General features: G+C 47.8%; 21 protein-coding genes. 13 read left to right on the forward strand and 8 right to left on the reverse strand.

What is annotated here, in order from left to right:
- Positions 1 to 371 precede the first annotated feature (371 nt).
- Complete coding sequence (locus tag SP90_RS10345; protein ID WP_066855538.1) at positions 372 to 704, reverse strand: TraR/DksA family transcriptional regulator; 333 nt, start codon at positions 702 to 704, stop codon at positions 372 to 374.
- Between the two features lie 195 nt (positions 705 to 899).
- Between SP90_RS10345 and SP90_RS10350 the strand changes: the two genes are divergently transcribed.
- Entirely contained in the window at positions 900 to 1916 is a 1017-nt protein-coding gene (locus tag SP90_RS10350; protein WP_066855541.1) for a phosphotransferase, read from the forward strand.
- Complete coding sequence (locus SP90_RS10355; protein ID WP_066855544.1) at positions 1901 to 2845, forward strand: ABC transporter ATP-binding protein; 945 nt, start codon at positions 1901 to 1903, stop codon at positions 2843 to 2845. The genes SP90_RS10350 and SP90_RS10355 overlap by 16 nt, the downstream gene beginning before the upstream one ends.
- A gap of 60 nt (positions 2846 to 2905) precedes the next feature.
- Here SP90_RS10355 and sfsA read toward each other — a convergent pair whose 3' ends face one another.
- The gene (gene sfsA / locus SP90_RS10360) at positions 2906 to 3646 is read right to left on the reverse strand and encodes a DNA/RNA nuclease SfsA (RefSeq protein WP_066855549.1); all 741 of its coding nucleotides are present in this window, start codon (positions 3644 to 3646) and stop codon (positions 2906 to 2908) included.
- A gap of 286 nt (positions 3647 to 3932) precedes the next feature.
- Between sfsA and SP90_RS10365 the strand changes: the two genes are divergently transcribed.
- From SP90_RS10365 to SP90_RS10390, 6 genes are all read left to right on the forward strand, one after another.
- Complete coding sequence (locus SP90_RS10365; protein WP_066855552.1) at positions 3933 to 5105, forward strand: pyridoxal phosphate-dependent aminotransferase; 1173 nt, start codon at positions 3933 to 3935, stop codon at positions 5103 to 5105.
- Positions 5106 to 5220: 115 nt separating this feature from the next.
- The gene (locus tag SP90_RS10370; RefSeq protein WP_066855555.1) at positions 5221 to 6573 is read left to right on the forward strand and encodes a glucose-6-phosphate isomerase; all 1353 of its coding nucleotides are present in this window, start codon (positions 5221 to 5223) and stop codon (positions 6571 to 6573) included.
- A gap of 1 nt (position 6574) precedes the next feature.
- Positions 6575 to 8008, forward strand: coding sequence for a sensor histidine kinase (locus SP90_RS10375; RefSeq protein WP_331710491.1), 1434 nt, complete (start codon positions 6575 to 6577; stop codon positions 8006 to 8008).
- Positions 8009 to 8014: 6 nt separating this feature from the next.
- On the forward strand, positions 8015 to 9394 hold the full coding sequence (locus SP90_RS10380; RefSeq protein WP_066855558.1) for a sigma-54-dependent transcriptional regulator: 1380 nt from the start codon (positions 8015 to 8017) through the stop codon (positions 9392 to 9394).
- A gap of 185 nt (positions 9395 to 9579) precedes the next feature.
- Positions 9580 to 10050 (forward strand): HAD family hydrolase, encoded by a 471-nt coding sequence (locus SP90_RS10385; RefSeq protein ID WP_066855561.1) that lies wholly within the window; start codon positions 9580 to 9582, stop codon positions 10048 to 10050.
- Positions 10051 to 10423: 373 nt separating this feature from the next.
- Positions 10424 to 11221: a split-Soret cytochrome c gene (locus SP90_RS10390; protein WP_066855564.1), complete on the forward strand. Its 798-nt coding sequence runs from the start codon at positions 10424 to 10426 to the stop codon at positions 11219 to 11221.
- Positions 11222 to 11538: 317 nt separating this feature from the next.
- Here the strand turns inward: SP90_RS10390 and mutM are convergent, their stop codons facing one another.
- The 4 genes from mutM to SP90_RS10410 form a co-directional block, all read right to left on the reverse strand.
- The gene (gene mutM / locus SP90_RS10395; protein WP_066855567.1) at positions 11539 to 12399 is read right to left on the reverse strand and encodes a bifunctional DNA-formamidopyrimidine glycosylase/DNA-(apurinic or apyrimidinic site) lyase; all 861 of its coding nucleotides are present in this window, start codon (positions 12397 to 12399) and stop codon (positions 11539 to 11541) included.
- On the reverse strand, positions 12399 to 13649 hold the full coding sequence (locus tag SP90_RS10400; RefSeq protein WP_066855570.1) for a ChaN family lipoprotein: 1251 nt from the start codon (positions 13647 to 13649) through the stop codon (positions 12399 to 12401). Before SP90_RS10400 ends, mutM begins: the two co-directional genes overlap by 1 nt.
- Positions 13640 to 14905, reverse strand: coding sequence for a phenylacetate--CoA ligase family protein (locus SP90_RS10405; RefSeq protein ID WP_019999629.1), 1266 nt, complete (start codon positions 14903 to 14905; stop codon positions 13640 to 13642). The genes SP90_RS10400 and SP90_RS10405 overlap by 10 nt, the downstream gene beginning before the upstream one ends.
- A 216-nt stretch (positions 14906 to 15121) precedes the next feature.
- A complete protein-coding gene (locus SP90_RS10410) occupies positions 15122 to 15988 on the reverse strand; it encodes a tRNA (adenine-N1)-methyltransferase (RefSeq protein ID WP_066855573.1) in 867 nt (288 codons plus the stop codon).
- A gap of 199 nt (positions 15989 to 16187) precedes the next feature.
- Here SP90_RS10410 and SP90_RS10415 point away from each other — a divergent pair, with 199 nt between their 5' ends.
- Genes SP90_RS10415 through SP90_RS10425 form a run of 3 tightly spaced genes read left to right on the forward strand, consistent with a single transcriptional unit; the run spans position 16188 to position 19303 of the window.
- Positions 16188 to 17219, forward strand: coding sequence for a radical SAM protein (locus SP90_RS10415; RefSeq protein WP_066855576.1), 1032 nt, complete (start codon positions 16188 to 16190; stop codon positions 17217 to 17219).
- 48 nt (positions 17220 to 17267) lie between these two features.
- Complete coding sequence (locus tag SP90_RS10420) at positions 17268 to 18737, forward strand: Rne/Rng family ribonuclease (protein WP_066855579.1); 1470 nt, start codon at positions 17268 to 17270, stop codon at positions 18735 to 18737.
- A 2-nt stretch (positions 18738 to 18739) separates the two neighbouring features.
- Complete coding sequence (locus tag SP90_RS10425; RefSeq protein ID WP_066855583.1) at positions 18740 to 19303, forward strand: epoxyqueuosine reductase QueH; 564 nt, start codon at positions 18740 to 18742, stop codon at positions 19301 to 19303.
- A gap of 397 nt (positions 19304 to 19700) precedes the next feature.
- On the opposite strand, the gene SP90_RS10430 is transcribed toward SP90_RS10425, so the two are convergent.
- On the reverse strand, positions 19701 to 21161 hold the full coding sequence (locus SP90_RS10430; protein WP_066855586.1) for a carbon starvation CstA family protein: 1461 nt from the start codon (positions 21159 to 21161) through the stop codon (positions 19701 to 19703).
- Between the two features lie 222 nt (positions 21162 to 21383).
- Positions 21384 to 22295 carry a LysR family transcriptional regulator gene (locus tag SP90_RS10435; protein ID WP_082936390.1) on the reverse strand — a complete coding sequence of 304 codons (912 nt, stop codon included), beginning with the start codon at positions 22293 to 22295 and terminating at the stop codon, positions 21384 to 21386.
- A 978-nt stretch (positions 22296 to 23273) separates the two neighbouring features.
- On the opposite strand from SP90_RS10435, the gene SP90_RS10445 reads away from it, so the two are divergent.
- Both SP90_RS10445 and SP90_RS10450 read left to right on the forward strand, forming a co-directional pair.
- Positions 23274 to 23939 (forward strand): fumarate reductase, encoded by a 666-nt coding sequence (locus tag SP90_RS10445; protein ID WP_066855592.1) that lies wholly within the window; start codon positions 23274 to 23276, stop codon positions 23937 to 23939.
- Positions 23940 to 23958: 19 nt separating this feature from the next.
- Positions 23959 to 25848, forward strand: a complete 1890-nt coding sequence (locus SP90_RS10450; protein WP_066855595.1) for a fumarate reductase flavoprotein subunit — start codon at positions 23959 to 23961, stop codon at positions 25846 to 25848.
- Positions 25849 to 25859 lie beyond the last annotated feature (11 nt).

Consider the following 25859-nt stretch of genomic DNA (forward strand, 5'->3'; position numbering starts at 1 on the left):
TTCTCTTCTGGAAAAACAGCAACACAAAGTACACTGACCGAAAACACCAAGCACAAAACTGCCTGCTTTCGCAAAACTGAACACACTGAATGTCCAGGCTGGTAAAAGCATGCAAATGGTTCTCAAAAAATCTTCAGGAATGAAAAATAGCTGCAACTACAGATAACCAGAAGCAACCGTTCACACGTCATACCCTTCCATTCACGGAAAAAATATTCCGCTACCATAAGAGGATGCAGTAACTCTGTTCACGGTTCAAAGTGCTTTTGGCATATGCCACTGGCTACATTTCTGTTGTCCCCGCAACAGATAAATAGCCGCGTATCAGAGGGGTCTGATGCGCGGCTATAGTAACGTTATGTACCAGTCTGTTATTCTGCGCATTGTATACACAGCCGCACCCCCGGTATCGCCATCAGGCGCTCATGCGGTATTGGCTCCCCGCACTCCACGCAGTACCCGAAATCGGGGTCATCAATGTTTCTGAGAAGATACTCCAGCCCGGCAAGCCGTGACTCTGCTTTTGTAAGCGCGGCAGTGTTCACACTATTGTTTACTATGTTGTCCATGCGTGAAAGTCTGCCTATAGAGTCATCCGGCGCTACTGGTTTTGTAACTTCCTTAAGCCGGACTACTTCCGTTTTCAAACGGCCAACTTCCGCGTGCATTTTCTGCACGAGTGCTTCTTTTTGAGTTTCTTGCATATCATTTACTCTAATGTTGGAAAGTAATTGTAGAAAGAATGGAAAGTAAAAGCATGTTGCACAAGGGGGATGCTTCTACCTAAGTACACAATGTAACCAACTACTTTTCCATGATAAATGTACTTTGATCGTCATGCGACTTTTTCTGCTATACTCCGCTTTACTACTAACGCATTACAATACTACACAATACCTATGAGCAAACAGAAAAATATAACCCGCTATCTACATTCATCCGGCTGGCTGGAGCAACTCGGCTGCAGCAAACTTACTGACATTTCATTCCTTGCTTCCGGTGAATATAACGAGAACTGGATTATTACTGCAGCACCTGACACCGCAAACTCTCCACCTAAGCGTTATGTTTTCCGCATTAACCACGGCAGTCAGCTCGGGCTAGAGAACGAACAGATTGCATACGAATTTTCCGTGCTCTGTGCTCTCAAGTCTTCCGGTGTCACACCGCTTCCATATCTGGTAGACACACAGGCAGGCAACGAGGACGCTGCTTTTGACCGTGGCATCCTGCTCATGGAATATCTGGAAGGAACACCAATTGATTACACACGGGACATGGAGCACGCTGCTCAAATTTTTGCAGCAGTCCATACACAGCCAGTTCCCAACGAGCATATGTTCATAACTCAAAAAAATCCGGTAGCAGACATTGTCACCGAATCGCTTGGATTGCTGTCCCGCTTTGCAGACCATCCCAAAACAGACAAACGCCGCAAACTGGAAAACTATAGTAAGCAAGTCTCAGAGCTCAGCGAGCAATACGCCAGCGTTTTTGCAGCTGAACCTCAGATTCTAGTGAATACAGAAGTCAATTCCGGTAATTTTATCATCAACCGTACGCAAAACACGGCTCATCTGGTGGACTGGGAAAAAGCCGTGGTATCAAGCCGCTATCAGGATCTGGGACATTTTATTGTCCCCACGACAACATTATGGAAAACTGACTTCACAGCATCAAGGGAGCAACGGCTGCATTTCTTAACGCAATATAAGAAGTATGCCGACCTGCCCCAATCACTTGAAGAACTGTCCGTCCTGACTGATGTGCTGGAAAAAACGATACTCCTCCGTGGATTATCGTGGTGCTACATGGCATGGTACGAATACACCCAACATGATCGTGCTCTTAAAAATAACGATACCTTTGCGACAATCGAACGCTATCTGGATAATCTTGAATGGTTTTTACAATAGATTCCTTATGTAAAACGTACAGCGGCAAATCTGTACTTTCCGATGTCTCTTTTTCTATTGAAAAAGGAGATATTGTCTCCCTTATCGGCCCTTCAGGCGTGGGAAAAACCACTCTGCTTCGCATTCTGGCAGGACTTGAAGAGCAGGACAGCGGTGAAATTGTATTCAGCACTCCACCATCTAAAGATAATCCAGTCATCATGGTTTTTCAGGACTATCTGCTCTTCCCCAGTCTCACCGTGTTTGAAAACACAGCATTCGCGCTAAAAGCCCGTAAAATTCCGGCTTCGGAAATCACAAAACGGGTAAATACCATACTTGAATTTTTTCACCTCACCGAAAAACGCAATCACTACCCTGTGCAACTCTCTGCCGGACAAAAGCAACGAGTCGCCATTGCGCGAGCAATGATTGTAAACCCTGCAGTACTTCTGCTGGACGAGCCGTTTGCGAATCTGGACAGAAACCTCAAACTGGAAACAGCAGAATTCATCCGAGACACGCAAAAAGAATTCGGCATTACCACTGTCAGCGTTACACACGATCTTGAAGAAGCCTTTGCCATGTCAGATAAAATCGGGATCATGCTCAACGGCAGACTGGAACAGTTTGATACTCCGTCAGCACTGTACAACTCACCTGACTCAAAAGAAGTTGCTCAATTCCTCGGCCCTGTGAATATTGTGACACCGGAATTGTGCGCGAAACTCAACATTCCGGCTTCCATTATCCCTGAAGGAAAATCCTACGCCACCATACGTCCCGAGCAGTTTACACTTACGCATGGAGACGACGCGTACGTCAGCCGCGTATTGTTTGGAGGGCACTATGTGACCTACACTCTTCAAATTGAAGAACAGCAGCTTACGGTCTACGGATTCTCTTCCCGCTTTGCAGAAGGTGACAGGGTAGGCGTTTCGCTAAGATAGCGGTGTAAAAAACGTTGGAAGAGGCAACCGCGTTGGCGGTGTGCCTGCCAACAGGAGATACTAAAAAGCCTTTCCATTAACCGGCAATAATTCACCAAGTGCAATTCCTGTCTCAGTCACGACAGCCCGATACGGATACACTTCTACCCCCATGTCCAACGCTTCATAAAACAGCTCTGCATAGGCTGGATCAATCACATCCGCAGGGGCAAAACAATGCCCATCCGGACGCTGAATAAGGTAGAAAAAGGCAGCTCTATGCCCCTGCTTGACCAGATTCATCATATTATTCAAGTGCTTTCGTCCGCGCTCTGTTACTGCGTCTGGAAAACAGGCAACCTCATCTTCCACCATTGTAACGTTTTTGCACTCAATCCACAGTGGAGGCAAAGAGCCATCATTTGTCCGCAACACGCCGTCTGCACGGCTATCCCCCACTTTGGCTTCGCTTTTAAACACGGAATACCCTTCAGCCCAATGCAGTCGGCCTGCTTCAAAAGCAGCTTTCAGCATTTTATTGGGCGTCTGCGTGTTAACACCGACCCATTTTATTCCTGCAGGCATGTGTAATCCAACAGCTTCCTGCGTCCATTTCAATTTCCTATTCGGGTTTGCAGCAGGCGAAGCCAGAATAGGAGATCCCTTCCGCAGCAACCCCATCATGGAGCCGGTATTGTTGGAATGAATCCATACAGATTCACCTTCGACTTCTATTTCCACGCTAAAGCGTTTTACACGGCGGACAAATGAACCGGCAATGCAGCCTTGAGGGTATGAAATGAGTGGTTCAGAGCTAGACATACTATTTCCAATCTATTTATGTTTGATTTCCAAAAAAGTGACGTAAGAAACCGGTTCTAAAAGTTTACATGTGAGTTGTTAACTGGTACTTCGCAGAAAGCTAGAAAGCATGATAATTATTGTGTAAACCAGTTATATCTTAATAGACTGACTTAACAGAAATTATTGCAGACTGGCTGCACACCCGTACTCTTCTGGCTGTGCCTGAACCTGCTTCCGGTATACTTTTGGCATAGTATTATGCCGACCATATACGCATAAATTTTATTTTAGAGAGAGGCAACGCATGAAGACTTCAAGCCGTATCGCGCAACTGAAACCGTCTGCTACACTGGCTGTAAACGCTAAAGCACTCGAGCTGAAAGCTCAGGGAAAAGAAATTATCAGCCTTGCTGTTGGTGAGCCAGATTTCCCGACGCCGGATTACGTACGTGACGCATGTAAACGCGCACTGGACGACGGTTTTACAAGATATGGCGCAGTACCCGGTCTTCCGGAGCTTCGCAGTGCCGTGGCTAACTACTTCAACCTCATGTACGGCACATCTGCAAGTGCAGAACACACCATGATTACAAACGGTGGCAAGCAGGCACTTTTCAACCTGCTGCAAAGCCTCATTAATCCGGGTGATGAAGTTATTATTCCTGCCCCGTACTGGGTAAGCTACCCGCCTATGGTGCAGCTTGCAGAAGGTGAACCTGTTGCCGTTGCAGCGTCAGCAGAAGCAGGTTTCAAAGTAACTGTAGACCAGCTGGAAGCAGCCCGTACAGAAAAAACTGCTGTACTCATGCTTAACTCGCCTTCAAACCCTACAGGCGCAGCATACTCCCGTGAAGAGATTGATGCCATTGCAGAATGGGCTATCAGTCATGACCTCTTCATTATTTCTGACGAAATTTACGACCAGCTCGTATACGCTCCTGCTGAACATGCGTCTCTTGCTCCGTGGTGGGAAAAATATCCGGAACAAGTCTGCATCGTAAACGGCCTTGCAAAAAGCTTTGCCATGACAGGCTGGCGTATCGGATATGTACTTGCCCATGTTGATCTCATTAAAGCTATGAGCAAAATTCAGGGACAATCCACATCCAACGTATGTTCCTTTGCACAAAAAGGCGCTGTAGCAGCACTTTCAGGTGGTTTTGACGTGGTAGACACCATGCGTGCTTCTTTCCGCAAACGTCGTGACCTTGCCATGAGCATCATCGGCAAATGGCCGAATGTTGTCTGTCCAGTGCCGCAAGGTGCGTTCTACCTTTTCCCTGATGTTCATCGTCTGTACAACGAAACCTACCCTGACTCCGCTGCAATGTGCACATACCTGCTCGAAGAAGCAGGCGTTGCGCTGGTTCCGGGTGCCGCGTTCGGTGATGATAACTGCATCCGCATCTCCTACGCAGTAGACGAAAAAACGCTCGAAGAATCATTAAATAAAATTGCCCGCATCCTGTTTGGATAAAATAAATATCATATTGGGCTTTACACTTTTTCCCTACGCTTCATCATACGGACTACTGCCCTTTTTTCTACACGGGCAGCGCAATCACGATGCTGATGAAGCGGGGTAATATTTTATGACCACGAACACACTTGATTGGACAGGTGCATGGAACGGACGTCTTACCCAAAAAGATGCGCAGCGTCATACTGACCGCTGCGAAAAACTTTCCACACACCTTTTTGAAGAAATTGACGGCAACAGACTGCCTTTTATTAATTTACCATACCGTGAAGAACTGGAAAAAGGGCTGCTGGAACATTCTCCGTGGCTCCAGTCCTTCGATCATATGCTGCTGCTGGGTATCGGCGGCAGTGCTCTTGGAACAAGAGCGCTTCAGCGTGCTTTTTTTCCGGAACAGGACATGCCGAACCACACGGGTAAACGCCTGTGGATTTCTGACAACGTAGACGCCGGAACATTCGAAGAATGGCTTACCCGCTTACCAGCAGAGAAAACCGTTGTTGTGGTTATCTCCAAGTCCGGCGGCACCATTGAAACCATTGCACAGTACTTTGTTGTACGCGAATGGCTTAAAACACATCTTGGTGATGCGTGGACTGATCACATCATGCTCATTACAGATGCCCATAACGGGTACCTGCGCGATGAAGTGAACAGACTCGGCGTACGCTCCATGCCTGTGCCTGATAATCTTGGCGGTCGCTACTCCGTACTCAGTGCTGTCGGTCTCGTACCGGCTGCCTTCATGGGGATAGACTGGAAAGGTTTGCTTGATGGTGCTATGTCCGTTGGTGAAAGTCTTTGTAAACGCGGTTGCTCTGAACGCTCACTGCTTGCACATCCTTCATGGAAAATCGCATCGTGGGCAAAAACACTTATGGAAGAAGACTACAACATCCTGTTGTTCTTCACCTACATTCCGACGTGGGCTTCTTTTGGTGACTGGTTTGCCCAGCTCTGGGCTGAAAGCCTCGGCAAAGACGGCAAGGGTTCTACCCCGCTTCCTGCCAAGGGTGTAACTGACCAGCACTCGACTCAGCAGCTCTACCTCGGCGGGCCGCGCGACAAAGGTTGTCTGTATCTTACGTGTCCGACCCAGCCTGAAGGCATGACATTTGCCGATGACCTGCCGGAAAAATGGAGTTACCTGCGTGGTGAAAAATTCGGCACCTTATTACAGGCAGAAACTCTCGGTTCCCGCATGGCGCTGGGACAGACACACACTCCGCTCGTAGAAATTCGTGTGGGAGAAGCAACAGAAGTTGAAGCCGGACGCCTGATTGCGCTGCTGGAAATTGCCACAGTGCTCACAGGCTGGCTGTTAGAAATAAATCCGCTTAACCAGCCGCATGTTGAACTTGGCAAGCGACTGGCCAATGCACGGCTCGGTGCCTCCGGCTATGATGAAGAAAGCAAAGAGCTTGATAACTTCTTAGGCAGGGAGCCCGACATTCAGGAGTTCTGATTTGATTCCAAGGTTCTTCAGGGACGAAAAGCCCTTTGGCTTTGTTAGAGTCCTCTCATGGGCAATGCTCATAGTCATCATTATTTCAAGCCTGCTCATGTCTACATTTATTGCGGACCAAGCCCGGAAGACCTTAATCGAAAAGCAGAAGAACTTTGCACTACTGCTGGCGGAAAATCTGAACCATCAGATTTTCCGCCGGTTTACTCTTCCTACCATTATCGGGTACGGGCGCATTGCCCTGCGTAATCCCACCCAATACGAACGCCTTGAACAGGTTGTCCAGAACACCATTCACGGGCTGCATGTAAAAGGTCTGCGAATCTTCGATAACAAGCAGATCACATCCTACTCCACAAACAAAGATGATCTCGGTAAATCCGGTATTGCGGGTATTGCTGCGCAAAAAGCTGTTGAGCAGAATACCTACAGCTTTGAGATTGAATCCAAGATATCTCCGATTACAGCAGTATTCATGCTCAAGCTGCCGGAAGACTCATTTACCCTACGTACGACCTATCCGCTTCGCCTTGAAGGCAAGCTCGGTGACGAGCCAAAAGAACTGCCGATTATGGGTGTGCTTGAAATCACGCAGGATATTACCGAGGACTATAAAAGCGTTATCCGCTTCCAGCGGCTTATCTTCATTTCCATCTTCGTATCTTCCATGCTCATGTTTATGATCCTCGTAAGCATTATCAAGCGTGCAGAACGGGCACTCACCAAACGTCTTGAAGAAAAAGACAAGCTTGAACATGAGCTTCATCAAAATGAAAAACTAGCGGGTATGGGGCGCATGGTATCTTCTATTGCGCACGAAATCCGCAACCCGCTCGGTATTATCTCGTCCAGTGCTGAAATGATGATCAAGCGTGAAAGCACAGACGACTTCACTAAAAAAATGCTCACGGTTATTTTTGACGAATCAAAACGTCTTGCCCAGACCGTTACAGACTTCCTCGATTACGCGAAACCGAAACCTACCCGTCATGACAAGGTAGACCTTGCCATGATCATCAATCAGGCACTCGGTTTCCTTGAAAACGAATTAGAATCGAAGGGCATAACCGTTTCACGGGATTATAATTTAAAATTCTTTATAGAGGGTGATAGCGACTTGCTCTATCGTGCTGTATACAATGTTCTTTCCAACAGTATTCAGGCGATGGAAGGGGAAGGCGAAATTCGCATCTGCGGTATCCGCGGCAAAACAGCGGTACTGCAATTCCACGACTCCGGCAGCGGATTCGACACTGCACACTTAAACCAGATGCTCGACCCGTTCTTCACTACCCGCGACAACGGAACCGGCCTTGGACTGCCTATTGTGAACAGCATTGTTAAGAGCCATCACGGCACGCTCACATTAGGAAAATCAGATCTTGGCGGTGCACTCGTTACCATGGAATTTCCACTGAAAACACCGGGCAGGTAATCAGGTATGAAAAAGAAAAAACACTTACTCGTTCTGGATGACGAAAAAAACTATCTGCTTGTTCTTGAAGCGCTTCTGACTGACGCAGGATACAAAGTAACCGCGTTGAATGACCCTGAAACAGCTCTGACCTTTCTGGAAGAGTCTGATGTGGACGTCGTTATCACCGACATGAAAATGCCTAAGATAACAGGCGCAGAAGTACTTGAGCATGTCCGCAAAAACTACCCCGGTCTTCCGGTACTTATCATGACAGCATTCGGCACCATCCAGAGTGCTGTTGAGGTTATGCGAACCGGTGCGTTTGATTACATTGCCAAGCCGTTTTCCAATGATGAACTGCTGCTTTCCGTGCAAAATGCTGTAGAACTGTCGCAGGCACGCCAGAACTACCAGTTGCTCACGGAGAATTTTCAGACTCGCTACGGTCGCAACAACATCATCGGAAAAAGCAACGCAATCCGCTCTGTATTATCCATTATCGACCGTGCAGCACCAAGTAAATCCACTGTGCTTATCACAGGTGAATCCGGTACAGGTAAAGAGCTCGTGGCGCGTGCAATACACTTTTCCTCACCTCGAAAAGGGGCACCGTTTGTCAGCGTAAACTGCATGGCTCTGAACCCGAGCCTACTTGAAAGTGAACTCTTCGGGCATGAAAAAGGCTCCTTTACAGGTGCAGTTGCCATGAAGCGCGGTCGATTCGAACTGGCTGATACCGGCACATTGTTCCTTGATGAAATCGGGGAACTCTCCCACGATATGCAAGTAAAACTCCTGCGTGTTCTTCAGGAACGCCGCATCGAACGTGTTGGTGGTACTGAAGAGATTGAAGTAGACATCCGCATTGTTGCCGCAACAAACAAAGACTTGCTCGAAGAGGTCAAAAAAGGAAACTTCCGCGAAGACCTCTACTATCGCCTCAATGTTGTGCACATGCAGATTCCTCCGTTGCGTGAACGTCGTGAAGATATCCCGCTTCTTGTGGCACATTTTGTAGAAAAAATTTCTGAAGAGCAGGATATTGCTGAACGTACCTTTACGCCGGAAGCGCTCGACTATCTGTCAGGCTACGAATGGCCGGGGAACATCAGACAGCTGGAAAACGTTATCGAACGCTGCCTTGTTCTGGGGACTGGTGCAGACATTTCAGTTGATGACCTGCCGCCTGAAGTACGTGACGAAGAAAGCCAGTTGAAAAGTGCTGTGGACCTCCTTCCTGTCCAACTTGATCTCAGTGATACGCTGGAGAAAATTGAAGCTGCGCTCATACGCAGAGCACTTGCCCGTGGTAATTTTGTACAGGTAAAAGCTGCGGAATCGCTTGGTATTTCCAAAAGTCTGCTGCAATATAAACTGAAGAAATACAATATCACTGGGCACTAATATCTTTTATCGTATACTACCGGATGTCCTCGACAATCTGAGTACATACATCTGTAACTTTACTTAGCAGTTACGGACAGTATCAATAAAGACGTACTACAAGGGCATGCAGCTGCTGAATAAGCATGTTGCAGGCCCTTTTCTGTATCAAGGCTTTTGCCTGCGCTAACCTTCTGGAGTTGAGAATGCTGAAAGTTGCCATCCCCGGTTTTGAGCCCATGGAATTCAAACATCTGGTACTAGATTTTAATGGCACAATCGCCTTTGACGGTACCATTATTCAAGGAGTGGAACCGGCTATCAGCATGCTTTCACAGCTGCTCACTATCCATATCCTCACAGCTGATACGAATCAAAATGTCGCGCAGGAAGTTGCGCACCTTCCGGTCATTACCAAGATCGTAAACAGTGCCTATCAGCCACAGGAAAAAATGGAATATGTTAATGCACTTGGCCCTGACTCAGTATGCGCAATAGGAAATGGAAATGTGGATACCAGTATGCTAGAGACAGCAGAGCTTGGAATAGCCATCTTAGGGCCGGAAGGGTTAAGCCCCAAAGCACTTGCTGCTGCAGACGTTTTGATGCCGGACATAGTAAATGCCCTTGAGTCATTGGTTAACTCTTCAAGGCTCAAAGCAACACTCCGTACCTAGCGCTTCAGCATAGATACTATTTTCACAAAAGCCCGCATGAGCATTCACTCATGCGGGCTTTTTCATGCAAATTGTAAACACCGGTTACGCACAATAGTATGAAAATTTAAAAAACAACTGTTGTATTGCATAGTTGTTACAATTCTGACACAACGCATTTTGTAAACAGTAAGGGAGCATTTACCTGCAACCTGTAGTTTACGTAGCGGTGCAAACTGTTAACGCAAGTTTGCAGTATTACTACATTCTTTCAAATAAGAATCGTTATAATTCAGCCATTTGTGAATTTAATCTCAATCGGCATGCATTTTGTATTATTTTGTATGCGCTTAAAAAATACAGTTCTGAGTTATCTTGAGGAGGATACAAAGATATGTCTACTATTTCACGTCGTCAGATGATCGCAGGTGTCGGGGGAGTAATCGTGGGGGGCGCTGTCGCCTCTGCTCTTCCTGCAATGGCAGCACCATCAAACTTTGCTAAAACAGCTGAGTGGGTTCCACACAAAGTGGATCCAGCAATCGGTGAGCGTTTCGGCTACGACGGTTACTACCACAAAGGCTACGGCTGCTGTTACGGTGCATTCTACGCTATCGTAGGCCAGATGGCTGAAAAACACGGTGCACCTTACAAAGATTTTCCTTTCCACATGATGGAAGTTGGTAAATCCGGTATTTCCAACTGGGCAACCATCTGTGGCGCGCTGCTCGGCGCAGCTTCCGCATTCTCCCTGTTCTACGGTCGTAAAGAACGTAAAGCCATGGTTGACGAATTATTCCGCTGGTACGAGCAGACTGCATTCCCTATCTACACGCCTAAAACAGACATCGTAGTGAACAAAGAGATTCCTACAAGTGTAAGTAACTCAGTTCTCTGTCACGTTTCTGTTTCCCGCTGGTCTTACACCACCGGTATTCCAGCAAAATCAAAAGTTCGTTCCGAACGTTGCGGTCGCCTCACTGCTGACGTTTCCCGTAAAGCAATTGAAATTCTCAATGCTAAAATCGACGGCAAGTTCGAAGGCCTTTACGGTAAACAAGAGTCAGTTAAGTACTGTGAATCCTGTCACGGCAAAGGCAAAGAATCCCCGATTGCTAAAGGCAAGCAGGATTGTACTCCGTGTCACTCCGGTTCTGAAGCTACCGAAAACAAGTTTAAAGATCACCCATAGACAACTCTTCCAGTGGCAGCTGGAAACCCCTATTACGCGCCTCATTTGTCAGGGCAGCTCTGTAGAACGAGATAACAGAGCTGCCCTGGCTTTTCCACTTGGAGCAATGTTGCGTTGCCCCGCTTTCCCTACACATACAGTTGACAACGCAACAATTGTTCTATCAACATTACTCCAAAACGCCTTGAGTCTGCATAGGCTCAACACTTACGCCACAAAAAAAGCTCTCCTATTTCCCACAGGAGAGCTTTTTACGTTTTCTTGCGTTGTGACCTGATGCATCCAGCTAAAAACAGCTCAAGATACGCCCTGCAAAATTACTTTTGGCATTGCTCACAATACACAGTGGTACGTCCGGCAACCTTTTCTGTCTTCAAAGGCTCGCCGCATACCCGGCAGTCCTGACCTGAGCGGCCATAGACCAGAAAGTTATTTTGAAAGGCTCCGGCGTCGCCGTGTGCATCACGATAATCTCTGATAGAAGAGCCGCACTCACGTATGGCCTGTTTCAAAACTTCCTTAAGCTTTACGTGCAACAGCCCCAGATTTTTCTTTGAAATTTCATTGGATGGTGTATCCGGTCGTATTCCAGCGCGAAAAAGAGATTCATCAGCGTAAATATTCCCGATACCTGCAATAACTTTCTGATCGAGCAATGCTGCTTTAATACGGGTTCTGCGGGAATGAAACAACGATACAAATGCATCGGTTTTAATAACAAGCGGCTCAGGCCCTAACTGCTGCCAGAACTGCCAGTTCAGATAGTCACATGGAGCCAAAGCACGGCAAAAACCGAACTTTCGCATGTCATCAAAAAACAGCCTGTTTCCATTGCTCAGATCAAAAATAATACGGGTATGTTTCGCAGGCGGGGTTCCCTCAGGATACACAAACAGCCTGCCAGACATTTTTAAATGAAATGCAAGCTGCAACGGATACTCAGAACGCGGCACAGGCAGCTTGTCCTTATACTTTTGCGGAATGGACAAATCCATCAGCAATAGCTTGCCGCGCCTATGCACATGCGTAATTTCACGCCCTGCCACAAACTCCTCCAGTGCAGTACGATCACCTTCCACACTGGTGTCATTTAATATGGTGACGTTCTCTATGGCCTGCTCTGCCAACATCGGCCACAGGCCGGAGGCAATGGTTTCAACTTCTGGTAATTCTGGCATTATTCTGCGTGCGGATGTTCCGGAACCGGCATTGAAAGAGTCTGTTCAACGCCATCCCTGATTATTGTAAAGACCATATCTTTCCCCTCCTTAGCAGCTTCAACACCTGCCTTATGAAGGGTCATCATACAGTCAACTTCCATTCCACCAACGTGCGTAATTTTATCCTCAACAAGAAAGCCTGCCTCATGCGCAGGAGAATCTTCTTTCACTGCTGTAACCACAGCTCCACCACCTTCCATTCGCAAGGTAAACCCAAGTCTGCTTTGCTTTACGAGCGGGCAGAAGAACTGGACATCACCCTTATCTTCTTCGATATCCGAGGTATCGCGCCAAGGAACAACAGAAAGTACTTTTGCAGACGGATCCAACTTAGCAAGCCGATATTCAATCCCCCAGCCATGTTCAACATGCCCGGTGCCGGATAAAATGACCATAGGCTTTTTTGTACTTTCGCGTATAGCAACGGCCTGTTCTGCCATGCCGGTATCCCAGAGGGACTGAATAAGAAAGAAGCGCTTGCGGTACTGCGCCATGGTTTTCTTGGCAAGCTCAGCCGCTTTCTTGTCTTTCTTACCCTTTGTCATAAGTTCCACGTGCTCATCATGAACACGCTGCAACTCTTCCTCCTGCTCCTTCTTGGACGGAATCGGGTTCGCAGGGAGATACTGCCGCTCTTCTGGAGTCAGACTCTCCAGACCTTCGTCACCAATTTTTTTGGCAATATCAAATGGAAAATTAAGGGCGTATAACGGAATTTTGTATTTATAAATTGCATTAATAACTGGCTCATACAAAGCATAGGAAAAACCCCATGCTTCTTTCCAGCCGACTTTTTCAGAAAACTCTCCAAGCGGGATATTTCCCTCATTCACAGCATCAAGATACTGCTGCTTATCCTGAGAAAACATTTCCAGCCCTACAGTAAACTGCAGACCTGATTCAGCAAGGGCAGTAATGAGCTTAGCCTGCACAATATGGTCACAGGTGACGGTGTGGGTTTCGCCTATAAGAATGTAGTCAGACGTTCGGGCAAGGGCGACAAGATCGGAGAGAGAAGCTTTGGAACCGTCGGCAGTAAAGAGTTCGCCTTCGGCATGAGTGGATGCCGGTGTTCGGGCTCCGGCAGGTTGTTTTTCCGCTTCAGATGCGGACGGCGCGGGGGCGGCGCGGGAAACAGGTGGCTGCGCCAACGCGCAACCACCCAATATAATCGCTACAGAAAAAAGAATCCTGAGGGTTAATCCCATATCCTTTTGTCCTCGATAGGACGAATCTGCGGAGGCAGTGAGCCAGGAGTAAGCACCTTGAGCTCCGGACGAAGTTTAATTTTTTCACGGAACTGGTGCAGCAGTTCATCCCCACGTTTGAAGTTGCTTGCTTCAACGTACAGAGTCATTTCGTCAATGCCACCCGGGTTGGTAACTTCGATCTGCCAGCGTTTGATTTCTTCAAAGCGAGCCATGACCTGTTCAACCTGATGTGGGTAAACGAACATACCCTTAATACGTGCGGTGGTATCTACGCGGCCAACAATGGAGCCGAGACGCGGAGAGGTACGACCACATGGGCAAGGAGATCTGTCGATGTAGCCGAGGTCACCGGTTGCAAGGCGGATAAGCGGGTATGTTTTGTTGAATGCAGTAACAACAATCTCACCAACTTCACCGTCTTTAAGCGGAATACCGGTATCCGGATGACAGATTTCAACATATGTTCTGTTAGCAATGTGCAGGCCGGTTTTGTGGTAACATTCGTACCCGATACAGCCTACATCTGCAGTACCGTAGCCCTGACGCATGATGAGGTCGAACTTCTTCTCAAGGGAAGAACGCATTTTTTCAGAGATACGCTCACCAGTTACAAACGCAACTTCGAGGTACAAATCTTTACGCAGGTTCAAACCTTTTTCTTCTGCTTTCTGTGCAAGGTGCATCAGGTAGCTTGGAGTTCCAACATACCCGCTTACACGTAATTTTTGCATGATTTCCAGCTGAGTCGCAGCATTACCAGGACCAGCAGGAACGGTTGCACAGCCGAGATTACGCAGAGGCTCTTCAAACATGAGGCCTGCAGGAGCAAGGTGGTAGTTGAAGGTAATCTGAGCCACATCACCCGGACGGAAGCCAGCAGAGTAGAAACCTTCTGTGTAGCCCCAGTAATCATCAGTACGATCTTCCGGATCAAAAATAGGCCCCGGAGAAAGGAACACGCGCTTCAGTTCGCCAAGATCTTTGGTAAGCAAGCCACCAAGACGCGGGCCCATGGACTGCAAGAAGATAAGTTCTTTCTTCTTGAGAATAGGAATATGTTTGAGGTCTGAAAGAGACTTAAATTTCTCTACCTGAAACTGTGCGCGGTCAAAACGCTTCTTTACATCTTCAGAGTAGCGGTAAGCGTAGGTAAGAAGGTCTTTGAGCTGGATAAGGTAAAATTGACGACGTTCGCTTTCGTCAAGCACTTCACGTCGGCTATATATGCCTTCTGTACGGTCTTTACGGGTCATGTGGGTACTCCATACAAAAAATTTTATGCAAAACTAAACCCTGACCTTACAGAAAATTAAATAAAAAATCAAGTTTTTTATATTTTGTACATATATTTCAACACCATATCACACCTAAAAAAGTATGCAAGCGGTTTGTCTTTTTTCAAGCACACAAAAAAATCCCGACGTATAACACATCGGGATTTTGAATCTTTTATATCAAGCAGCCAATTTTTATTCTGCTGACTCGTCTTTTGCAGCAGCAAGACGTTCTTTACGTGCTGCTTCCTGCTTACGCTCACGGGTACCAACATATTTGTGGCCTTCAAGCGCGTCGAGGCCTTCCTGATGACGAGCAAAAATAAGGAAACCAGTGTGCGCAACCATGCGGTCGTTCGGGCGAAGACGATCCGGTACCGGCTTCCAGTTACGAACGAGAAGTTCAGAAACTTCAACTTCGTCAAACGGGCCTTTTTCCAGTTCTGTAAGAAGGCTGGAAACCTGATCTACAGTAGGAACAAGGAAACCTACCATTGCACCGGCTTTAATCGCACCCGGGATAAACTTAACGTATTCCCAAGGATCACGCACATCGAGGAAAAGAGCATCAGCGTCATCAACAAGGAAGCCGTTCTCAATGTTGTGGTTGTACAGAGTTACGTTCTGTCCAACACCTGCCCAATCAAGATTGCGACGGGCAAGTTTCATAAATTCTTCACGGGCTTCGTGAGTGTGTATTTCACCCTTTTCACCTGCAAACCAGCTCATCGCCAGAGTAAGGCTGCCGGAGCCGGAACCAGCTTCAATAACTTTGGAGCCGTTACCAACACCGAGCTTCATGCAGATGTAGCCAATATCTTTTGGATAGATTACCTGTGTCTGACGCTTGACGCCTTTCACAAGATCGTGCAACGAAGGGCGTTGCACGCGGTATGGCTTTTCTTTGTGTGTAAATACCACGCTGCCGTAACCAGCAGCCATGATGTCTTCCATTTTAAGAATGCCATCATTGCCATGTATATCGTTACCAGGTTCTACACGACGCATAACGCGCTTACCGCGCGGGCCGAGAAGCAGAACCAATTCGCCTTGCTTAATCATATTTTTTCCTCCGTGGTTGGAGCAACGCCCTACTTATATATATGGTACCTGTCAAGAGACAGCGTTATCTTGAAAACTCAAGACTGTTATACCATTCATGCTGACTACCAGCGCTTTTTTGACTGAAATAATAGCTGTCTTTTTATGCTGCCTGTAAGTATACTAAACTAATCCTACCAGAGTGCGGGACAAATTTACCATGAAGTTTACCTATATTTTTGGTCCGGTTTTCTCAGGAAGACTCGGTCATTCTCTTGGTCTTGATCTTCTCGGAGAGAGAATCTGTTCGATGGACTGCCTTTACTGCGAAGTGGGCAGAACAGAAGAGTTGACCCTGAGCCGGAAACCGTATGTTCCAGCAAAAGACCTGCTGGACGAACTGCGCAGATGGCGCGACGAGCATGGTGAAAATTTACCCGATTATGTCACTCTGGGTGGTTCTGGAGAACCGTGTCTTAACAGTGAACTGGACGCGATTATTAAAGGCTGCAAACAGATCTTACCTTCTGTCCCTGTAGCAGTTCTCACAAACAGTACACTCTTGTGTGATCCGGACGTGCAGCAAGCGCTGCTGGAAGCTGATGCCGTGCTTCCGTCTCTGGACTCACTTATCGATAAAGAATTTGCGAAATTGAATCGCCCCTGCGGGGGGGTTAGCGCCGCATCCGTAGCTGAATGCCTTATGGAGTTCAGCAAACAATACAGCGGCAAAATTTTTCTAGAAATATTACTGTCGCAGGGCATTAACGATTCACAAGAGAATCTCACCCTGCTCAAGGAGTACGTAACCTCGTTACAGCCTCATCGTGTTGATGTAACAACGTTATCCAGACCCGGTGCTTTTTCTTTAGCACAAGCTGTTGATCCTGAAGTACGCAAAGCATGGCAAACTGCACTCTCTGATTGCATTACCGATTTTACTGCCAACGGCTCTACCAGCCATCAACATCCTGCAAAAGAAACATCACCTCAGGCAGATGCCACGCAGACTGCCACTGATAACCTTGCGGACTTGCCGGAACAAGACCGGTCAGCCGCCAAACAGCGTGTTCTGGAATCGCTTACGCGCAGACCCCAGACACCTTCGCAGCTTGCGATTGCTCTCACCCTTCCTCTATCCATCGTTCAACAAGTTTTGGACATACTGGAGAATGAAGGTTCTATCTACAAGTCAGAGCCGGATCGCACTGCAACCCTCAACACAGATGAGCCTTTCTACTCCTGTCAGTAGTCCGGATGCCCCGACAACATCCGGAAAGGATTTTTTAAAGGACTCACAATGGTCAGACCACGCAAAGGCAAGCGTAAGATGTTTATCAGCACCTTGCCGGGCGAACAGGTTGAAGTAGTACTGGCTGAAGAAGGCGTAGTACAAGAATACTATGTTGAAATGGTGCATCAGCAGAAAACCAAAGGTAATATCTACAAAGGTGTTATCAACAACATAGACACAAACCTCCAAGCCGCTTTTATTTCATACGGCGCAGACAAGAACGGGTTTCTTCAGATTGATGAAGTACATCCCGAATACTTTCTTGCACCGCATGACCCGAACAAGGGTAAAAAATACCCTCCAATTCAAAAAGTTCTCAAAGCCGGACAGGAAATTCTGGTGCAGGTTGTTAAAGAACCTACCGGAACCAAAGGAGCGTTTCTCACCTCCTACCTATCCATCCCCGGCCGTTTCCTCGTGCTTACACGGGGTCGCGAACAAATTGGCGTATCCCGCAAAGTGGACGATGAAAAAGAACGCTCACGCTTAAAAGCAATTTTTGACGAACAAAAACCGGGAGACGATCTCGGGGTAATCGTCCGCACCGTCAGCATGGGACAGCCTAAAACATCCCTGCTGCGGGATTTACGCTTCCTCAAGCGTATGTGGAAAGACGTACGCAAAAAAGCCACCACAGAAGAGTCTCCGTCTCTCCTCTACCGTGAGCGCGACCTTGCGACCCGCGCCGTGCGTGACTACCTCACAGACGAAGTAGGCGAAGTATGGATTGATGATGAAGGCACCGCAGAAGCAGTGGAAGAGTTTGCAGGACTCGTATTCCCGCGCCGCGGACTTCAGGTAAAAATCCACAACCAGCCGGAACTCTCTATGTGGGAACGCTTCAACCTGCAGAAGCAGCTTGAACAAATCTACTCACGCGAAGTTGTATTGCCGTCAGGCGGACGCCTTGTCTTCGACCAGACAGAGGCACTCATGGCAATCGATATCAACTCCGGTAAAATTGCGGGTAAAACAAATTTCGAATCCATGGCGTTAAAAACGAACATGGAAGCAGCCCAGACCATTGCACAGCAGCTTAAACTGCGTGACATCGGCGGGCAGATTGTTATCGACTTTATTGAAATGCGCGACCGCAACCACTGGCGCGAAGTGGAAAAAACACTCCGCAATGCCATGAAAATCGACCGCGCACGCCACGATGTGGGCAAAATGAGCCGTTTTGGCCTGCTCCAGATCGTACGCCAGCGTCTCGGTTCCTCTGCGCTGTCCATCAGCACCGAGGTCTGTCCATGCTGTAACGGCTCCGGTTCACGCAGAAACATGGAATGGCAGTCGCTGCAATCCCTTAAAGATCTGCTGCGTCGCCTGCGCCATAACAAAGATGCATCCGCACAGTACGAGCTTGAAGCAGAGCGCGAACTTGCCATGTATCTACTCAACCAGAAACGCGAACGTCTTCTCGAACTGGAACGAACCTACAAGGTCTCCATCGAGATTAAAATCGCCAAGGCATAACAATGGCTCGTGTACTTCTGCACATGTGCTGCGGCCCTTGCTCCATAACAACGATCAAGGAACTGCAAAGCGAAGGGCTGGAAATAACCGGCTTCTTCTACAACCCCAACATCCACCCGACCAAAGAGTACCTGCGGCGGCGTGAAGGGGCACTGGAAGTAGCCAACCGCTTTGATATCAAAGTCATTATGCGCGATCAGGAATACGATCCGCAAAAATGGTTCCGCACCATGTGCTACAGAGAAGAAAACCGCTGTTTTCACTGCTATGCCATGCGTATGGAACGCGCCTTTTCCATAGGGCGTAAAGGCAATTTCGACTATGTGACCACAACCCTGCTCTATTCCAGAATGCAAAAGCATGAGGACATTAAAAAGCTCGGGGAAGATATGGCACAAGGCGGCAGCGCCAAGTTCCTGTACCGCGATTTCCGCACTGGCTGGAAAGAAGGTATCGAAACCTCCAAAGACTGGGGTGTCTATCGCCAGCAGTACTGCGGCTGCCTCTACTCAGAAGGCGACCGCTACGCAAAAGAGTTTAAAGAAACATGTGGGCTGAAGAAGTAATCTTGGCTGCCCTCGGCGACCCTACGGGGATTTGCCTCCGGCGGCTGGGCTGAAAACTGTTGCACTGTCGCTATCTGTAATCTCTCATCCTTCGAGAACAGCTACCGCTTATAAAGTTTTCCCCCAGACCCCCTTTCAAACTTTTTACTTGCGAGCCGTTTCTTTTTTAAGATTACCTCGCGGCTTTTACCCCACTACCTTTCCAATAAAAAAGGCTGTCCCTCTATCGAAGGACAGCCTTTTTCTTTTGGTTATGAAAGGTAGCTTCTTACGCGGCTTCCAACATCATAGACGTACGAGCTGGCTCGCGTATACTCGGGGTCAAGGGGACAGTGTCCCCTTGTGGGGGTGCAGGGGGCAAAGCCCGCCTGCCCGTCGGAGACATACAGCCACCAGCCTATTCAATATACCCAGGTCCGTCATCTGCTTCGATGTTAATTGCAATTGATCCTTTTTTGAGCATAAACCAAACAAAGCAACCGATGCAGACAAGAATGCCGAACCAACATGAAATGTCATACGGCAGGTTAAAGCCGATTTTCGCGTTTGCTAGATAGGTACTGACGACTGCAGTCATAAAGACTGCCGGAACAACTGCAATCCAGTAGTTCTTTGCGTGCCGTACAAGATAGACACCGGCTGTCCAAAGCACCACGGTTGCAAGGGTTGAGTTTGCAAAACCAAAGTAGCGCCAGATAACCGCAAACTCTGTTCGGGTGATAAGGAAGCCTATTGCAAACAGAGGCACAGCAATCATCAGACGCTTGATGCCTTCTTTTTGCGGCATCTTAAAAAAGTCTGCGATGATCAGACGAGCGGAACGGAATGCGGTATCGCCTGAAGTAATCGGGAGTGCAATTACCCCGATAATGGCAAGGAAGCCGCCGATTGGCCCCATGAGTGTTACAGAAATTTCATCAACTACGGCAGCGGGACCACCGTTTGAGATCACAGCCTGAAGTGCTTCAGGTGTTTTGTAGAAGGTCATGCCGAGGGTTGCCCAGACAAGAGCAATAAGGCCTTCGCCGATCATTGCACCGTAGAATACAGGACGCCCGCATTTTTCGTCTGGAATGCAGCGGGACATGAGAGGCGACTGTGTGGCGTGGAAACCAGAGATGGCTCCGCACGCGATAGTAATAAAGATAAGCGGCCAAAGCGGTAATCCCTGCGGGTTGGTGTTAGCAAGGGAAAGTCCGTTCGGATAAAATTCATATCCATCCCAGATGAGCATAAAGCTGAGACCGACTGCCATAATGATGAGCGTTATGGCAAAGAGCGGGTATAGGCGGCCGATAATTTTATCTACGGGAAGAATAGTGGCCACGAAGTAGTAGCCAAAGATAATAGCTGTCCATGTATATTTTGCATAGGTGGCGTCGGTAAAACCGAAGCCGATTTTTTTAGCAAGCAGCTCGGCCGGACCGAGAACAAAAACAACACCTACGAGCAGCAGTAGAACAATAGAAAAAACATTCATGAACTGCTTGGCAAACGCTCCGAGGTTGTACCCAACGGCATCCGGAATGGATTTACCGTCATAGCGCACGGACATCATTCCAGAGAAATAGTCGTGAACCCCACCGGCGAATATGCTACCGATGACGATCCATACAAGTGCTGTCGGGCCGTACAGGGCACCAAGAATAGGCCCGAAGATCGGTCCCAGTCCTGCTATGTTCAGAAGCTGGATGAGGTACGCCTGCTTCTTGTTCATCTTCACAAAATCCACTCCGTCTTCCAATCTGCACGCCGGAGTAGCTTTACAGGTATCTGCACCAAAGTTTGCTTCCACTACCTTACTGTACACAAGGTAACCTGCTATCAGCGCAGCTACTGCCAGAAAGAAATATATCATACTCTTCTCCTAGATTTGATTTTGTATAAATCGCTGAGAATAAATGTACGGTGAATAAGAACGAAGATTATAGATAGTATATTATCACGGTTATGGCGGGCGGTACTGTATGCTATCAACCTTGGACGGCTCGTCTTTTTGCATAAAAAAACAGGAAGAGCCGACAGCTGACTCTTCCTGTTACACGCAAACATCTGCCCTGAAACGCAGGGAGACGCATCTCTAATCTTCTGCAACTACCTGCGGAAGCATTTTCATAAGATGGTCACGCACATCAAACACAAACTGGTTCAATAGGTTGGAGCGATACTTTTGCCTGTTCATAACAGCGTAAAGGCTGCGTTTAAAACGAATGCCTTCAAGCTGAACAGGGAACAGCTCACCTTTTGCCAATTCGCGCTGGAAGCAGAATGGTGACATACAACTTAATGTACCCGGGTTACGCAGAACAGACTTGATTGCTTCCATGTGTTCAAGTTCCATGAAAATATTCAAGTCCTGCTTTGCCTGTCCAAGGTGATTCCACATAGTCTGGCGGGTACCGGAACCCTGCTCACGCAGAATCCAGTCCAGATCCAGCAGTTCAGACAATCTGTACTCCTGCAACCCTGCAAGGTACTTGTCTGCGGTTACAATAACCAGTTCTTCCTTAAAAATTTCCTCAAACTCAACAGAGTGCGACTCATAGTCGCCTTCAATAAACCCGAGGTTTATCTCGCCGCTCTCAACCTGCTCCACAACTTGTTCGGAGTTAAAGTTAAGAACTTCTACCTGACTCTGAGGATATTTGGTTTTAAACGAGTACAGTACCTGCGGCAGGATGTAATCCGCAAAGGTAGAACTGGCACCTACACGGAGTACACCAGCCATTCTGTCACGTTTAAAAAGCGTTTCAACATCACGAATCTGTTCAAACGCAGGCTCAAGACACTCCATAAGAATTTTACCATTCTCGTTGGGTACGAGCCTATTGCTGATGCGGTCAAATAATCGTTCACCCACAGTCTGCTCTAATGCCTTAATCGCCATGGATACAGCGGAATGCGTCAGAAAATGTTCCTGCGCCACTGCCCCAATGTGCGGATTACGCATAAGCGAAAGGAATAATTCGATTTGCCTGATGGTAATATTCATAGGATCCTCTTTCAAAAAAAATGAATGTATCTTTCAATATTATAAACTTGAAATTAAATCTACTCTGGGTATTGTTCCTCCATAGCGCACATTCACTGTCTTTCAAGTACTGCCATATTTCGCTAGACAGTTGAATATATATGACCTTCTTCCTCCTTTTTGCAAAAAAATCTCCTGTACCACGAGCAGGGGATTTTTTGTTTTTGCAGGCATACTTCTTCTGGATATCATTTTGGAATTACTAGCATATTCCTCAAGATATATAGATAGAGGTATTCAAAGGAGTGCGCTTTTCCGGTGCTGACATTGGGAAAGCGTTGCTCCTTGGGAAACTGCTCTGCTTTTGCAATATGAGCTGCCCCTCATATTGCTTTGTTGGAATTTCCCGGGTCTTTTGAGTAAATCTGACAGCTTCTTTTTACCCTATGCGCAACAGCTTTTGAGCCTGGAGACAATACATCTTCGGATGGCCATGGCTTGTAAGCAAGAAGATGTCAGGGTACTCATATGAGTATACCATACATCGCACAGTGATAACTTACGGTTCGATAACGCCTGCATTGGAATTGTTTATTCCTTGCAGTGGCCATTGTTATCTCTAGTACGGTCTGCTTATATCTCTCGAAAGATCCGGGAATCCAATACACTTCTTGCCATACGCCCAAAATATTCCCAAACACCAGAGCCTGTATCAGCGCATAATTTATGTCTGCGGCCACCGATGTTCCACTCACTATACATTGTGTACCACAATATACTTTGATATAGGCGCCCTGTTTCCTTACCCAACCTACTCTCAAAAATGATATTACATTGATTTTTTAAGACCTTTTTTCACGTTACATGTGCACTCAATCATGTGCATTTTGTGCACACGAATAATAGCTTAATATAATTAGCATATCGTGTGGATTTGTTCTTTTTTTTTGCCTATTATCCACTGCAAATAACTCTTTGGACTTGTATGGAGGATGAATAATGAACTCGAGCACCATTACTCTGCACGCCCCCGCAAAAACCAAAACTCAAGGACGGCTGGATGTTCTCCAGATGATTTCCGGCGTCCTGCTTATTCTTTTTCTCTGGGCACATATGCTACTTGTGTCCAGTGTCATCATCGGCCCCGGCGTTATGAACGCCATTGCATGGTTCTTTGAAGAAACCTACATGGCACAGGTAGGTGGTCCGCTTATCGGTCTGCTTATCTTTGTCCACTTCCTTCTTGCTGCACGCAAGATGCCCTGGAAAACGTCTGAATCCGAAGCCTTCATCAAGCACAGCGTTATGATGAAGCACCGTGACACATGGATGTGGCTCGCGCAGGTTGCCACAGCCCTCATCATTCTTGTCATGGCCTTTATTCACATGTGGGTCGTCCTGACCGACCTGCCTATTACCGCAGTGAAAAGTGCAGCGCGCATCCAGCACGGCGGGTGGCTTCCATTCTACCTGGTTCTCCTGCCGATTGCAGAATCTCATGTAGGTATCGGATTCTATCGCATCGGGGTTAAATACGGGGTTATCACAGCAGACAACCGTAACTGGTATAAACGAAAAGAATACGCACTCATGGGCGGCTTTATCGTTATCGGCCTTATTACTCTTGTACGCTTTATGTATCTGCCTCTGTACAGCGGCATGTAAGCCAGAAGGAACAGAACTCATGCAAATTTTTTACACCGATTTATTGTGTATAGGCGCCGGACTTGCCGGAGAGCGCGTTGCCGTAGAAGCAGCCAAAGCAGGCTTTGATGCAACCTGTCTTTCCATTGTCCCGCCTCGCCGTTCCCACTCTTCCGCTGCTCAGGGTGGCATGCAGGCAGCATTGGGCAACTGTGTCATGGGCGAAGGCGATTCACCGGACATTCACTTTGAAGATACAGTAAAAGGTTCCGACTGGGGTTGCGATCAGGAAGTTGCCAGAATTTTTGCAGACACCGCACCTATTGTTATGCGCGAAGTTGCACACTGGGGTGTGCCGTGGAACCGTGTCGAACATGGCCCCGCCACTTACTACAAAGGCGGAAAACCGTTTGAAGCAGCAGAGAGCAAAGAGAAACACGGCCTTATCCATGCCCGTGCATTCGGCGGTACTGCCAAGTGGCGCACCTGCTACACCGCAGACGGCACAGGACGTTCTGTACTAAATACGCTTGATTCCATGTGTCTGCGTTACAACGTCAATATTCATGACCGCACTCAGGCTGAAGCCCTTATTCATGACGGTGAAAACTGCATCGGCGCTATTGTCCGCTGCCTGCGCACAGGTGAACTTATGGCGTACTTTGCCACAGCCACACTGATTGCCACTGGCGGATACGGTCGCATCTACAAAGCCACTACCAACGCGGTTATCTGCGACGGTGGCGGACAAATTGCGGCACTCGATACAGGTATTGTTCCACTGGGTAACATGGAGGCAATCCAGTTCCACCCGACCGGCACTGTTCCTACCGATATTCTGGTAACTGAAGGTTGCCGCGGTGACGGCGGTACCCTGCTGGACGTAAACGAATACCGTTTTATGCCGGATTACGAGCCTGAAAAAGCCGAACTGGCCTCCCGCGATGTTGTTTCCAGACGTATGCAGGAACACATGGCAAAAGGACATGGTGTAAAATCTCCATACGGTGACCATCTGTGGCTCGACATCCGTCATCTCGGCGAAAAGCACATTACGACCAAATTACGTGAAGTGTATGACATCTGCACCAGCTTTCTTGGCGTTAACCCGATAAGCGACCTTATTCCTGTCAGACCAACACAGCACTATTCAATGGGCGGCGTACGCACAAACAAAGACGGTGCGGCATATGGATTAAGCGGGCTGTTCTCTGCCGGTGAAGCTGCGTGCTGGGACATGCACGGATTCAACCGCCTTGGCGGCAACTCCCTTGCTGAAACCGTTGTTGCAGGGCGTTATGTGGGTAAGAAAGTCGTCGAATTCCTTAAAGGCCATTCTGTAGACTTTAAGCAGAGTGCGTTGCGGGATGCCCATGCAAAAATTGAAGAGCGCATCAAGCGTCTTTCCGGCAGTTCCGGTAAAGAAAGTGCCATTGTTCTGCGGGATGAAATGCAGGATATAATGATGGACTACGTGGGAATCTTCCGTAATGGTAAGGACCTGCAGACAGCAGTAGACAAACTGGAAGAACTGCACGCACGTTCCATGAACATCGGTCTGCAAGGCAAAGCAATCGGATTTAATCCTGAAATTTCATTAGCATTACGTATTCCGGGAATGATCAAGCTGGCTCAGTGCACCGCATTCGGCGCTCTTCAGCGCACAGAATCACGTGGGGCACATACTCGCGAAGATCATCCAGAACGTAACGATAAAGACTGGCTCAACCGTACACTGGCTTACTGGAAAGACGGCGACTCCCTGCCGACACTCAAGTACGAGGATGCCTCACCATACTTTGAGATTCCTCCGGGAGAACGCGGATACGGCGGCGGAAAAATCATCCACGCTGATATTCCGGCTGAAAAGCTGCACGTTCCTGAAAGCAACGCATCCGACAACGCCGCATCTGCGGAAGACACCAAGTAAGGGAGTGAACT

The organism is Halodesulfovibrio spirochaetisodalis (genome assembly GCF_001672295.1).
Classification (GTDB): Bacteria; Desulfobacterota; Desulfovibrionia; order Desulfovibrionales; family Desulfovibrionaceae; genus Halodesulfovibrio; species Halodesulfovibrio spirochaetisodalis.

What these genes read in the sequence shown, in the direction of transcription:
- SP90_RS10345 (WP_066855538.1), bottom strand. Translation starts at nt 704, where the DNA reads ATGCAAGAAACTCAAAAAGAAGCACTCGTGCAGAAAATGCACGCGGAA.
- SP90_RS10350 (WP_066855541.1), top strand. Translation starts at nt 900, where the DNA reads ATGAGCAAACAGAAAAATATAACCCGCTATCTACATTCATCCGGCTGG.
- SP90_RS10355 (WP_066855544.1), top strand. Translation starts at nt 1,901, where the DNA reads ATGGTTTTTACAATAGATTCCTTATGTAAAACGTACAGCGGCAAATCT.
- sfsA (WP_066855549.1), bottom strand. Translation starts at nt 3,646, where the DNA reads ATGTCTAGCTCTGAACCACTCATTTCATACCCTCAAGGCTGCATTGCC.
- SP90_RS10365 (WP_066855552.1), top strand. Translation starts at nt 3,933, where the DNA reads ATGAAGACTTCAAGCCGTATCGCGCAACTGAAACCGTCTGCTACACTG.
- SP90_RS10370 (WP_066855555.1), top strand. Translation starts at nt 5,221, where the DNA reads ATGACCACGAACACACTTGATTGGACAGGTGCATGGAACGGACGTCTT.
- SP90_RS10380 (WP_066855558.1), top strand. Translation starts at nt 8,015, where the DNA reads ATGAAAAAGAAAAAACACTTACTCGTTCTGGATGACGAAAAAAACTAT.
- SP90_RS10385 (WP_066855561.1), top strand. Translation starts at nt 9,580, where the DNA reads ATGCTGAAAGTTGCCATCCCCGGTTTTGAGCCCATGGAATTCAAACAT.
- SP90_RS10390 (WP_066855564.1), top strand. Translation starts at nt 10,424, where the DNA reads ATGTCTACTATTTCACGTCGTCAGATGATCGCAGGTGTCGGGGGAGTA.
- mutM (WP_066855567.1), bottom strand. Translation starts at nt 12,399, where the DNA reads ATGCCAGAATTACCAGAAGTTGAAACCATTGCCTCCGGCCTGTGGCCG.
- SP90_RS10400 (WP_066855570.1), bottom strand. Translation starts at nt 13,649, where the DNA reads ATGGGATTAACCCTCAGGATTCTTTTTTCTGTAGCGATTATATTGGGT.
- SP90_RS10405 (WP_019999629.1), bottom strand. Translation starts at nt 14,905, where the DNA reads ATGACCCGTAAAGACCGTACAGAAGGCATATATAGCCGACGTGAAGTG.
- SP90_RS10410 (WP_066855573.1), bottom strand. Translation starts at nt 15,988, where the DNA reads ATGATTAAGCAAGGCGAATTGGTTCTGCTTCTCGGCCCGCGCGGTAAG.
- SP90_RS10415 (WP_066855576.1), top strand. Translation starts at nt 16,188, where the DNA reads ATGAAGTTTACCTATATTTTTGGTCCGGTTTTCTCAGGAAGACTCGGT.
- SP90_RS10420 (WP_066855579.1), top strand. Translation starts at nt 17,268, where the DNA reads ATGGTCAGACCACGCAAAGGCAAGCGTAAGATGTTTATCAGCACCTTG.
- SP90_RS10425 (WP_066855583.1), top strand. Translation starts at nt 18,740, where the DNA reads ATGGCTCGTGTACTTCTGCACATGTGCTGCGGCCCTTGCTCCATAACA.
- SP90_RS10430 (WP_066855586.1), bottom strand. Translation starts at nt 21,161, where the DNA reads ATGATATATTTCTTTCTGGCAGTAGCTGCGCTGATAGCAGGTTACCTT.
- SP90_RS10435 (WP_082936390.1), bottom strand. Translation starts at nt 22,295, where the DNA reads ATGAATATTACCATCAGGCAAATCGAATTATTCCTTTCGCTTATGCGT.
- SP90_RS10445 (WP_066855592.1), top strand. Translation starts at nt 23,274, where the DNA reads ATGAACTCGAGCACCATTACTCTGCACGCCCCCGCAAAAACCAAAACT.
- SP90_RS10450 (WP_066855595.1), top strand. Translation starts at nt 23,959, where the DNA reads ATGCAAATTTTTTACACCGATTTATTGTGTATAGGCGCCGGACTTGCC.